Origin of the sequence: Sphingobacterium sp. (assembly GCF_039596235.1) — a bacterium.
GTDB lineage: Bacteria > Bacteroidota > Bacteroidia > Sphingobacteriales > Sphingobacteriaceae > Sphingobacterium.
In genome coordinates this window covers 315,072-328,112 of sequence record NZ_JBCNKE010000003.1, presented here as the reverse complement: position 1 = coordinate 328,112, position 13,041 = coordinate 315,072, and the positions used below count along the sequence as shown (strand labels likewise).

Here is a 13,041-nt window from a genome sequence, read left to right as displayed (position 1 = left end):
CCTATATGAAACAATCCTATCCGTCCAGGCTGAACAAAAAAGCCAGGGCCGTGCTACTCTATGGCTTTTCGGTACTGTGCAGCTCCTACAGTTTTGGCCAGATTAACATCCAGGCCAATAACGAATCAGCACTTGCAGTCATGAAACAGATCGAAAGACAGTCGACCTATCATTTTGTTTATGACGAGGCACAGCTGACGATTCCCAAAATTAAACTTCAGCTCAGCGATGTAACGCTTAAAGAAGCGCTGGATGCAACATTTACCGCCAATAACATCCAGTACAAGATTGTCAAAAACACCATTTTGCTGAAAAATGCAGCTACCGGAAGATCTACTTCCACAGCGCCCTCAGCGCCCAGCCAACAATACAAATTGCGTGGTAAGATTTCCGATGCCGAGGGAAAGTCGTTAAACGGTGCCACAGTCACGATTAAAAACAGCAGTATCTCCACAAAGTCTGATCAAAATGGACAGTTTGAATTGACTTCTCCCACGCCTAGCGCAGTGCTGACCGTTTCCTTCTTGGGTTACGAGCCCCTTGAATTTAATGCCAATGATGAACCGGCCCTGATCGTGCTCAAGCCAAGTATGACCAGTCTTGCGGCAGTTGATGTATCCATCAATACGGGTTATCAGACCATTGCCAAGGAACGCGCTACCGGCGCATTCGCTAGCCTGCCCAAAAACAGCCTGCAACAACAGCGGCTCAACAACCTAGGAAGCCTGCTGGAAGGCCGCATTGCGGGATATCACGATGGCTTGCTTCGCGGGACAACCTCCATGAAAGGAGTAACCTTACCCTTATACGTAATCGATGGTTTCCCCGTAGATAATGCATCCATGGATTTCAATGGTCGTGTTGTCGAGAATTTGCCGGACCTCAATCTCGAAGATATTGAATCTGTTACAGTACTAAAAGATGCGGCTGCAGCCTCCATTTACGGTGCCCGCGCGGCCAATGGGGTTGTCGTTATCGTCACCAAAAAAGGAAAAAATAAAGGCACTGAAATCAATGTATCAGCGACTTTGACGCATACACCTTATTATTTTAACACCGACCGCTTAGCATCGGCCGCGGACATGATCGCCATCGAACGCGAATGGGCAGCGAAAAACCCTAATTTGAAAACAATGACAGCCGAGCAGGCAAAAAGTACTTTAAACGATATGTCTTACCAAAGTCTTGGTATCCGCAGCATCCTTAAAAAATATGCCGGTCTGATCAATGAATCCGAAATGAATACCGAACTGGACCGCCTCTCCCAACAAGGCTATCGTTTTTATGAGGATATCGCCAAGTATGCCAAGCGCAATCCCTTTTCACAACAGTACAACCTGAACCTTTCCAACGGTACGGAAAAAAGTAAATTCTATTTTTCGACGACCTATAAAAAGGATCTACTGGAAGACCGTTTCAGTAAAAACCAGAATCTCGGCATCAACCTACGCAATATCACCCAGATCAACAAGTGGTTAACAGTCGAGATGAGCTCATTTCTCAATTATGTGGATGATGACAGGCAAACTTATGATGTGCTAAAACCCGGTTTTTCTTTTCTGCCGTACAATAGGTTAAAAAATGACGACGGCAGTAATTATACGGCGTATATGGCCGATTATATGAGCCTGGCAAATATCAACACGATTAAACAATATGGCCTGAATACACTGGACATCACGCCATTGGACGAGATAAAAAACAATATCGAACAGTCAAATGGTTTTTCGAACCGAAGTTTCCTAAAATTGAATGCGAAGATTGCAGACTGGCTCAGCTATTCGGCCTCTTTTCAGTATGAAATCAGCAATAAAAAGTTTGAGCTTCTCTATGGTAAAAATTCGTATTATACACGATCGAGAGTCAATCAGTTTGCATTAATTGCTGATGGAAAAGCCAAACTGATGATGCCCAATGGGAATATCAATAAAACAACAGATCTCAAGAATAATGCGTTCAATTTTAGGCAACAGGTCAATATCGACAAGGATTTTGGCGAAAAGCATAGCCTAAACGCCATATTGGGCAGCGAACTTAAAAACAACCGCATGCGTTCTCAACTTCAAAATCTCTATAATTTTGATCCCGACGCGCTTACCTATACCATGCTGGATCCAGCCATAGGAACTGTGGGTTCTTTCAACCAAAATTATGATAATGCCAGTCAGTACGAATCCATCAACCGTTTTGTTTCCTTTTATGGGAATGTCGGCTATGCCTATTCGAAGAAATACCTCCTTACCGGAAGCTTGCGCTGGGATAGGTCCAATTTATGGGGAACAAGTTCAAAATATCAGAACAAGCCAATCTGGTCTGTCGGTGCCGGATGGAATCTGCATGAGGAAAATTTCGTGCAGCTGGACTGGCTAGATCAGCTTAAGTTACGCACTTCCTACGGTATCGGTGGTAATATATTGCAGAATGTAGCCCCCTTTATGACAGCTTATTATAATACAAATTCTCATGTAGGGGGAACCCAAGGCACGGTCTCGGACCGCCCCAACCCATCACTTTCCTGGGAAAAAACAACGACCACGAATATCGGATTGGATTTTGGTTTGTTCAGAAACCGTATTTCTGGAAGTTTGGATTACTATAGAAAACAAGGAAAAGATCTCTTTGCCTCCACTATGGGCGTACCTACCGAAGGCTTCGGCTATTCCACCTACGCCATCAACAACGGAGAGATGACCAACCATGGACTGGAACTGACACTGAACGCCAATATCCTCCAGAAAAATGATTTTAGCTGGAACAGCAGTGTCCTATATGCCTATAATAAAAACAAAGTGACGTATGTCAATGTCAAAGCGCCATTTTATATCCTACAATTGGATTATCCTGACGCGTACCCCCGCATAGGAAATCCATACCAGGCGATTTATGCCTACAAATGGGCTGGACTCGATCAGCAGGGCATACCACAGGTATATGATGAAAATGGGAACAAAAGCACACAAACGCCAACAACATTGGAGTCCATTGTCTATGCAGGAACAAAAGTGCCTACACATACCCTTTCGTGGACAAATAGCCTTTCCTACAAAAACTTCGATTTTTCGATGATGCTCACGTACGAAAGCGGACATAAAATCAGAAATAAGGATCTACCTTATATGGGGATCGGCAACTATCTGACATTCACGACCCTTGCTCCGATGAACAAAGACATCCGTAACCGTTGGCAACAGGAAGGCGATGAATCGAGAACCGATATCCCCCGTCTGGTGTTTCCCGAAGAGACAAATCTTTACAACTCGGCAAGTGGCACCGTCTACCAATACGCCGATATCAATGTGCTCGATGCGCGCAATGTACGCATCCGTAATATCAGCCTTGCCTATCGGCTACCGGCCGACTGGATAAAAAAGATGCGACTGGCCCAAGCACGGTTGCAGTTCAATGCTGAAAATGTGGCCATGTTTACCAAATCCAGCAATGCAAAATTTATGCTGGAAGGCTATCGTGCACCGAATTATGTTTTTGGCGCTTACCTCACTTTCTAATTTAAAATTCTTATGAAAAAAATAATTTACCTCCTTGCGATCACTCCCCTGCTGTTCTTCGCATCCTGCAATAAATATTTGGACATATTGCCAAAAGGAAAGAAAATCCCACAGACCTATGCGGATTTCGAAGCGCTTTTGCGCGATGAAGCAACTGTTCATCAGGTCCCTATTCCCCAGGCTATTATTTTGCCCAACGATCGTTTTGTCTCCCCGGCCAATCTGAATTATTATAAATTATGGGATATTAACTATAACTGGAAGGAACAAGAAGACCGCAAGATCTACAATAACGCCGATGAAAGCACCTATTACAATGCTTATTCGAGCATATCTGTCTGCAATCTGATCCTGGAGCATGGACCGGCAATGACCGAGGCCACGCCCCAACAGCGGGATCAATTGATGGCTACTGCCAAGGTACTCCGGGCCATCAGTTATTTTACCTTAGCAAATTATTATGCGGCGGATTATGACCCTAAAACGGCAGGCCAATTGCTATCGGTTCCATGGATTGAAAGTGCTGATATCGGCGCCCCTTCTAAGCAAGTTACGATTGCCGAAATATATGATTATATGATCAAGGATATCAAAGACGCACTCCCGAACCTGCCTACGACAGGACTAACTATCCTGCATCCGGGCAAAGGAGCAGCTCATGCGCTATTGGCACGTATCTACCTCCAAATGGATAACTATCCGGATGCATTGGAAAATAGTGAAAAAGCACTGGGATACAACGATAAACTATACGACTGGACAGCCTACTATACGGCCAATAAATCACAGATCGAAGATCCGAATAATTATACCTTGAAGAAGACGCCCATGGATTTTACCTATGTCGAGAACTACTACTTCAGACATGGTCAGTCGCCAAACTACACCGCTGCGGAATTATCCCTGCCGGTAGAACGGGCAGCTCGATTTGAAAAAGGAGACAGTAAATTCGCCTCACGCTGGAAGTTGCGTACCATCGTACCCAACACCTATTTTGCGAGCACAATGACCGGATTCTATAATACCCAGGGCTTGACGACTGTTGAAGTCTATCTAATTGCTGCAGAATGCCAGGCAAGACAGGGAAATATCCAAAAGGCAATGGATCTCGTCAACAAGGTCCGTAAAACAAGGATCCTGGCTGCAGACTATGCCGACCTGACCGCACAAAATGCCACGGACGCCATCAAAAAAATACAACAGCTCAAACAGAATGAACTGATTCATTCCATTATTCCCTTTACAGATTACAAACGCCTCAATCAAGAAAGTGCTTTTGCGAAAACACTGACAAAGACGATCGAGGACAAGACGATCCAGCTGAGCCCAACATCACATCTCTGGATTATGCCTTTTCCATTAGGAGCAACCGAGAATCCTGGCAACGGAACCATCAAACAGAATGTCGAAAAATAAAAACAAAATAATGAAAGTAAAAGCTTTAACACTAGCACTGCTGCTGGCAAGTACGGTCGGTTATGCGCAACAGCAAACCGCGAATAGATACCAACAATACCTCCCAATTATTGAGAAAGGCACATTGGCACAAAAAGATTCTTTGGCTAAAGCATTAGTCACCGAAGTAAAAACCTACAAAACGGAAGCAGACTATCGTACGACAATCAATATCCTCCGTTCGCTGGGCAAAGAAGAGGAAATGACAAGTCTTGAAAATAGCGCCAAGAAAAAATACCCAAAGGGCACAATAACGCGGGATGCCTTTATAACGAATGTCTTCTACAATGCAGAAACGTCAACGGCGAAAGAAAAAGCTTATACGGAGCTGATCAAAAAATGGCCTGTCAAAAATTTCAGCGAAGAACCACTGACTTATGATTACGTTTTAGGGAGTTTAGCGGTGAGTTTTGCCAATGAAGGAAATGCCCAAAAGGCTGTTCATTACCTGAGTGAAATGAAAGAGCGTTTCTGGCGTGGCAATGGTTATATTCCAGTCGGTCAAGCCCTTTTGCAAGCAGGTGACACGACGACTGCTGCACCACTTCTGAAGACTGCCATGGATGATAGTTATTATTACCTCACGCTGCCTGAAGAACAGAAGGACAATAAGGCCCGCTTTGCAGCCATGGGCTATGCCAGTTCGATGTCAGCCTATGTGAATATCCTTGTTGCGCAGAAAAAATATGCTGAAGCACTTGGTTATATCGAGAATGCCCTGAAAGCAGCACCGGAACAAGCGGATGGACTTGCAATGGTTTATTATAAATCGCTGCTCGGAACAGGCAGAAAGCTTGAAGCGTACAATATATTGACAAGATTATATGCTAAAGGGCAGTTTGCGATCGAAAAAGATCTGAAAAAATTATACACAGAATTGAACGGTTCAGCTCAGGGCTATGAGAACTTCAATGCTTCCCTAAAAACGGAGTTAACCCAAAACATCCGCAATCACATCAAGGATATGGCAACCTTCAAACCAGCGCCCAACTTTGAATTGTTCAACCTAAAGGGTGAAAAAATATCCTTGGCGAGTTTAAAGGGAAAAGTTGTTGTCCTGGATTTCTGGGCGACCTGGTGCCAGCCTTGCGTACGCTCATTCCCGGGAATGAAAGCTGCACAGGAATCGTATGCAAATGATAAAGACGTCCAATTCCTGTTTATGAATACCTGGGAGCGCGACAAGAACTACAAAGAGAATGTCGTTTCTTTCCTAGCAAAAAACAACTATCCATTTGAGGTGCTTTACGACGATCAAAAAGATCCGCAAACCGGGGAAGTCATGGCAGCCAAATATGGTGTAAAAGGTATCCCGGCTAAATTCGTCATCGACAAGGAAGGAAATATCCGCTATTTCCTGACCGGATCCTCGCCAAATGTGGACTATATCAAATTAGAAATGAAAGAGCTCATAGAAGCCGCTAAAAAACCTTATAAAGGTTAATGGTACTTATCAATGCTTGAAAGTCTGCCTCGACCCAGAGGCAGACTTTATCCCCTATCTTTCGTTATACCTATTTACAGTCCTGTTGCTGGTGGTCCGGATGAGTTTATTGCAGCCACATTTGTCAGCTTTACTTCGACCTCAAATGTCCCCTCCATCAGTACCCGAAAGCCAAAAACAGGGTTGATATTGTGATTGGGGTGGCCATCCATTGCTGCAAAACGCATCGGTATACGATAGTAAATATTGTAATCCCAATTTGTCTTCCCGTCATTAAATTTTGTTAGCGGAAAGGGGGCCACTTCATAATCGCAAACCAATGCTGTGTTTGTGGCGACGACCGGATTAAAACGTACATGTGATTCAAAGGTCGGACGATCACCACGTTTAATTACCTCCCCCGCTTTGGGATCCCATGGCCGGCCATTTTTGTCGACAATTTTCAGGATCACACGCGCGCCCTCATCAGAAACTTTGGTGCAGGTCAGTTTAATATTACTATTGTACGCTGGCGTAAAAGTCTCGGCAGCATTAGACCCAGTCAATGAAGCATAGGTCAACTCGAAGACATCCTCCAAAAAAGGTTCGATGACATGAATCTCCGCAAATGAGGGATAGATTTTCGTTCCCTTGCGGTTCGTTGCCTGCAAATCAAAGGTATAGATCCCCAGTGGCAAATTTGCAGATGCCCGATTAAAACTAATCTGGCCACTGACAGCGTTAAATTCCATGGGCATGACCTTCTTGGTTTCGCGCTTTGCTTTCAGCAACGCAACCGTGGTATCTGTTGCCGCATTGAACGTCATGCCTTCCTTAAAAACTTCAATTTCATACATTTTTGTGAATTCCTCAGGCGCAGGCTCCCCCGTCAGCTTGTTCCGCAGGTTTAACATCTTAAATTCGAATGGCGGAGTCGATCCATCTGCATTTATCCGATCCGAAAGGGTGAGTGTCATCCCTCGTTTACAATAGATTACACTGTCACGATAGCGAATGGTATCACTTAAAAAACCTTCCTCAATTTTTTCACAGGCGGATAGGATTACACCGATCACTATTCCTAATAGGACCGTGTAATTGGTTATAGTATTTATTTTCATTAGCGTATATTTTCTTGACTCCCTGTCAATTAGAAGCCATTTTCTCCTTATTAAAAAATAAACGATGATCACCGTGCAGCACATGTATGACGCCCGTAGTCGTGATAATTCCTGAGGTCTGTACGTCTACCCGCACATCCCGCTCCGCTTCCGGGATCGCATTTTGGTTTGGTTCTTCCGAATCCAGCGTTCCATTGACTTTCGTGTAATACAAATAATCAACATAATCGACGTAGGAACTATAATCTCTCGTTCGTCTCAACCCCAATTGAAATCGAACCCCAGGGATAGAACCAAACAAACTGCTAAAGTATGCCCCATTCAGATCCAGCTTATCCCGTTCTACTTTTCCTTTGAACATATATATCTTTAAAGAATCCAGTCTTTTCGGATCAATATCGTCAATGTCAAAGGAAATATTTTCGTCACCGACCTCCGCAATACGCTGTTGTTTTTTGGCACTCACATAATCTGCAACACCCCAATTTGTTGTCGCATAAAAAGTGATATCACTGTTCACCAGCTCTTTTAAATTGGCACGATCAATGATCCGCACCAAAGAATCAAACTTTGGATGCGAAGCCAGATAATCATAGGTTGTCATATTTACTTTTGCTTGATGGACACCGCCATCGTTGATATAATCGTTTTTCGAGCATGAGGTCAGTAGCTGAAAAAACAGCAGGGCAAATAAGGGATATGCACCGGCTTTTTTTATGATTGTAGTCATTTTTTCTAAGAATTTAAGTTACTAACGATGTCATTAAATCTTTCCACGCCAGTATTCGGTTTGAACTAAAAGTCTATTCTCACTAAATAAACGCGGGTCCACGGGCCAGAAAAAGCCACCTTGCTTAAACCGGGCCTCGCTTAGCCAAGCGATATGGTCCGAATATGTGCGTGTGCGTATCATGTCAAAAAACAGATGACCTTCCAGATAGAGTTCTTTTCCACGTTCGATCATATATTCTTTCATCACTTCTGTTTTGGTCAAGCCCGGTTGTAAAAGGCTTGAAGGATCAGCACCGTAGCGCGTCCTTGAGGCATTGATGATACTGATTGCACGACTGGGATTATTTTGGTAGAGGGCTATTTCGGCCTGTAATAATTTGATATCGCTCAACCGAAACAAAATCAAATTATTGCTATTATAGGGTTCAAGCTGCTGGCCTGGATTCCGAAAGACGACGTTGCTATATTTAATACATACGGGTTTATCCGACGTATAATTAACAAAGTTATTTTTGAAACGGATGTCCAACGTATCAAGTCCCCGGGATTGTACTGTTTCCCAGACCCATTGCCTGATATCTTCATGCCAGACCCAATCTTCTTTCTCTTCGATCTTGTAAAAGTGACTACTTAGGTAAGCCGGTTTGGTAAAAAAGTCAGCTGTTGCGGCATAGGTTGGAATATAGCTACTATTCAAAAATTTCATTCCAATATGAGCACTTGATCCTTCTAAAGTGTTTTCACTGACATTTAATTCAAAAATCCCCTCGCTCGATCTTCCTTTAAAAACATCCGCATATTTGGCGGTATCTGCCAGTGTATATCCCCCTTGCGCGAGCAAGGTATTGATGGTCGTGTCAGCACGCGTGATATCATCCATGATCGGTGTATTTGTGGTTAGGTCCGTAGTCGTTCCCCGCCATAGGTACAGGTGTGCCAAGAGCGCATACGCCGATCCCCTGTTGGCTGTGACAGCGCGTTCTGCAACTGTTTTATACCCCCAACTCAATAAGTTTATCGCATGTTGGCAATCCTCCTCGATCTGTTTCATGACCGCAATGCGGGAGGTGCGTCCCAGATGAGGCGCATTAATCGGATCATCATAGGCCTCGGTAACGAGAGGCACATCACCCCAGATTTTGGTCAGCATGAAATAAGAGAAAGCCCGAATAAAATAGGCTTGTCCCATAATTTTTTTGCGAAAAGCCTCGGGATCCGTCTGTTCTAAAACCAAGATATCATCCGAAACCAAAGGCATTTCTTTGAGAATGATATTGGACATCGCTATGGTTTTATAAAATACGGTCCAATTGCCATAAGACTGTGCAAAATAATTGCTGGTCCAATTGCCTTTACCTATTTCTGGATGACTGTAGCTATCCCGGTTGATCCCGATATAAATATCCGGTGTCATGTCCCCGTAAATGTAGTAGCGGTTTCCAACGCCATAAAAACCGTCCATCAGGGCATTCCTCAACAGCGCATAATTACCTGCGATAGCACTTTCTCCGGCTTTGGGATCTTTCCAATAGACCTCCTTATAGGTGGAATTTCGAGGCTCCTCTTCCAAAAATTTGTTGCACGACGCGGTACTCAAGCCAATAGCCACGAGAAGTACCCACTTGCAATAATTGATTATAAATAATGTTTTCATGATGCACTAATTAAAATTGTAATTCAACACCAAAGGTGAACTTTCTGGGGATCGGATAACCATTCCCTTCATATTCACCATAATAATTTACAGCCTCGGCATCTGGCAATCTTTTCGAACGCTGGAACATCAGTAGATTATCCAGGATACCGTACATGCGGATGCTTCTCATCCCCCAACCTGTTACCAGGCGGTTGGGCAGACTATAAGAAAGGCTCACACTTTTCACCCGGAAATAATCTCCCTGATCTAAGAAAAAGGTCTGGCCAGCAACGGTATAGTAGCGCCAAGACCCCAAAGGATAGGCTGGATAATCGGCTCGGTCACCCGATTGGCGCCAGATATTGATCTTACTAAAATCGGGTGTCGCATACTGCGCAAAATCATAGGTTGAATTGGTCGCAGCACCATTCTCAAAGAGATCGGATTGATAGAGGTTGAGCACATCCCTATCGAACAAAAAGGTGAAGAGTACGCCCAGATTGAAATTCTTCCAGGTCACATTATTTGTCCAGCCACCCGTAAATTTGGGATTTGGATCGCCGATCGGCAGTTTGTCCGGATTGATACCATCATTGAACGGATCGATCATGTAATCTCCATCTACATCCCTAATCCACATATCTCCAGGTGCATAAGGGCTTCCACCAGCATTGTAGCGGTCACCTGTCAGGGGATTGATCGGAATATCGTTCAGTGTTGAATAAATGCCTAGGGTTTGGTATAAATAGAAGGTATTGATCGGGCTTCCTACCGATAGGATATGGGCTTTATCAAAACGGGAACCGGCAACCACCAGATCGCGCCCCGAATTGGGAAGATTCATTATTTTATTTCGCACATAGGAGACATTCAGGCGGCTAAACCACTGCACTGGACTTGTCTTTGGAAGCGGATTGGCCATTAACACGACCTCAGCACCATAATTACGGACACCCACCGAATTGGTCAAAGCGCGGTCATATCCGGTTGTCACAGGCAGCGCCACATCAAATAAAGATTGTTTATTTTCCTTGTTAAAAACGTCAAAGGCAAAAGAAAAGCGACCGTTGGCAATCTCGCCATCCAGACCAATATTCCATTGCATCGAACGCTCCCAGCTGATATTCGGTTGCGCCACCCCATCCACGAGATTCGGAGTTATGGCGGTGACACCGTTGTACGAAGTGGCGTTGTCATTTCCCCAAAAATTTCCGGCATTGACCCGGTAGAGATTGTACTGTAGATAATTATTGCCCGGCAATCCACCGGTTGTGCCTAGACTGGCCCGAAGTTTTAACATAGAAAATGGGGACTGGCTCTCTTTCATAAATGATTCTTCGGAAACCAGCCATGCCACTGAGGCAGCAGGAAAATAGCCCCATTTATTGCCCACCCCAAAACGAGATGAACCATCTCCACGTATGCTGGCTGATATCAGGTACCTGGAATCATAATCATAGGCTAGCCGCGAATAAAAAGAAGCCATACTATAAGCCTGATAATCGGAAAAGGCAGTAAGATAACGTTGCTGAAATCCCTGTATGACCCTGATCTGGTCCGAAGCACCATTCGAAGCCCCCGCCCCTACGGAACGGTATTGATTATATTCCAGGTCACTCCCCAAGATCATGCTCAGATTATGTTTATTAAATTCTTTATTATAACTGAAATAATTAGAAGACAATACATTAACCTGGTTGTCTGAAAAGACGTCTTGTCTGTTACCGGTAAAATTAGCCACTGAAGAAGGTGTACTTACATCCCGCCTGCTGTTGGAATAGATATAAGAAGTCTGGGACGTAAATTTTAACGCTTTTGAAAAGTCATACCCTAAATTCAGGTTGAACGTAAATTGATTTCCCGTATTTACATCGGAATCATCGTTATACATCCCAAGAAGGTAATTTTTTCGGGTCTCGCTCAGGTTGAAATAAGATGCGGGCGTATATCTTGCCGTGACCCCGACTCCTCCACCGCCAGCCCGGGTACGTTCCGTGCGCGAATAGGCTACTATCGGATTGATCATCAAACGTTCTTTCAGCGCTTTGGACATGAGGTTCAACCGTGTTGAATAGCGCTTGAAACCCGTCGCTTTGACAATTCCCTGCTCATCGTATAATCCCGCACTGAAACGATAATTGGATCCCCCTGGGCCGCCCCCACTCAGGCTCAGATCCGCATTGTTCACCATACCTTTGCGGTAGTACATGTCCTGCCAATCGGTTGATCCGTTAAAAGCCGGATTTAAACTGTCGGTCAGTAAAAAAGATATATTCCTATTTTCAATATCAGGACGATATTGCTGTAACTCTTCCAAGAGGCGCATCTTTTGCCTACGCTCTTCAGCCCCCAAGGCCACATCGCGCAACTCTGGCCGTTGTGTCAACCCGGTATAGGCCGAAACCATCACCTGTGGCTCCCGGCTGATGCCTTTTTTGGTCGTAATCAGGATTACACCACTCGAAGCTCTTGATCCATAGATGGCAGCAGCAGAGGCATCTTTCAGCACATCAATGCTTTCGATGTCCTGCGGATTTATTCCAGCAATAAAATTTGTACCTGTTCCGGTTACTGGGGAAGTGTACTGTTGTGGTGGCTGCGGAACGCCATCAACGACATATAATGGGGCATTTCCTACACTAAATTCATCGTACTCTCGGTTTAAGCTAGTGTTTCCGCGCACTTGAACAGTAGGTGTTGCTCCAGGCTCGCCGGTAAAGTTCTGTACATTAACCCCCGATAAACGTCCTTGCAAGAGCTGGTCAAAACTTGCCGCTGGCAGATTCGCCAGTTCTTTTCCGGAAATACTGGAAATCGCTGCGGTGGCTTTCTTTCGGGAGATTTTTTGATAACCGATGACAACGGTTTCGTCCAACGTGGAAAATGTGGCGTTCAATTGAAAATTAAGCCGCGATTCCGAACCCACCGTTAGCCGCTTTGATTCATAGCCAAGCAAGCTTGCTTCGATAACGTCGCCTGATTTTGCTACCATCGTAAACTCACCTTTGCCATTCGTTTGCGCACTTATCTTCGTAGACAAATTTCGTAGCGTAGCTCCTACCATTACACTCCCCGAACCATCCTGCACTACGCCTGTTACCTGTTGCGCAAATAAATCGAATGAAAGGAGAACCACTAGGACTATTAAAAGACCTGCGTTTTTCATAA

The 13,041-nt window shown here is 44.5% G+C and carries 7 protein-coding genes; 3 read left to right on the top strand and 4 right to left on the bottom strand.

What is annotated here, in order from left to right; translation table 11 throughout:
- Nucleotides 1-5: 5 nt before the first annotated feature.
- The 3 genes from ABDW32_RS08780 to ABDW32_RS08770 are packed head-to-tail and all read left to right on the top strand — an operon-like array spanning nucleotide 6 to nucleotide 6,405.
- Complete coding sequence (locus ABDW32_RS08780) at nucleotides 6-3,506, top strand: SusC/RagA family TonB-linked outer membrane protein (protein ID WP_343561466.1); 3,501 nt, start codon at nucleotides 6-8, stop codon at nucleotides 3,504-3,506.
- 12 nt (nucleotides 3,507-3,518) lie between these two features.
- A complete protein-coding gene (locus ABDW32_RS08775; RefSeq protein WP_343561464.1) occupies nucleotides 3,519-4,922 on the top strand; it encodes a RagB/SusD family nutrient uptake outer membrane protein in 1,404 nt (467 codons plus the stop codon).
- Between the two features lie 10 nt (nucleotides 4,923-4,932).
- On the top strand, nucleotides 4,933-6,405 hold the full coding sequence (locus ABDW32_RS08770) for a TlpA disulfide reductase family protein (RefSeq protein WP_343561462.1): 1,473 nt from the start codon (nucleotides 4,933-4,935) through the stop codon (nucleotides 6,403-6,405).
- 74 nt (nucleotides 6,406-6,479) lie between these two features.
- Here ABDW32_RS08770 and ABDW32_RS08765 read toward each other — a convergent pair whose 3' ends face one another.
- From ABDW32_RS08765 to ABDW32_RS08750, 4 genes are read right to left on the bottom strand one after another with little or no spacing between them, the layout of a single operon-like run.
- Nucleotides 6,480-7,505, bottom strand: a complete 1,026-nt coding sequence (locus ABDW32_RS08765; protein ID WP_343561460.1) for a hypothetical protein — start codon at nucleotides 7,503-7,505, stop codon at nucleotides 6,480-6,482.
- Nucleotides 7,506-7,530: 25 nt separating this feature from the next.
- On the bottom strand, nucleotides 7,531-8,235 hold the full coding sequence (locus tag ABDW32_RS08760; protein WP_343561458.1) for a hypothetical protein: 705 nt from the start codon (nucleotides 8,233-8,235) through the stop codon (nucleotides 7,531-7,533).
- A gap of 33 nt (nucleotides 8,236-8,268) precedes the next feature.
- Nucleotides 8,269-9,891 (bottom strand): RagB/SusD family nutrient uptake outer membrane protein, encoded by a 1,623-nt coding sequence (locus ABDW32_RS08755; protein WP_343561456.1) that lies wholly within the window; start codon nucleotides 9,889-9,891, stop codon nucleotides 8,269-8,271.
- A gap of 10 nt (nucleotides 9,892-9,901) precedes the next feature.
- On the bottom strand, nucleotides 9,902-13,039 hold the full coding sequence (locus ABDW32_RS08750) for a SusC/RagA family TonB-linked outer membrane protein (protein WP_343561454.1): 3,138 nt from the start codon (nucleotides 13,037-13,039) through the stop codon (nucleotides 9,902-9,904).
- Nucleotides 13,040-13,041 lie beyond the last annotated feature (2 nt).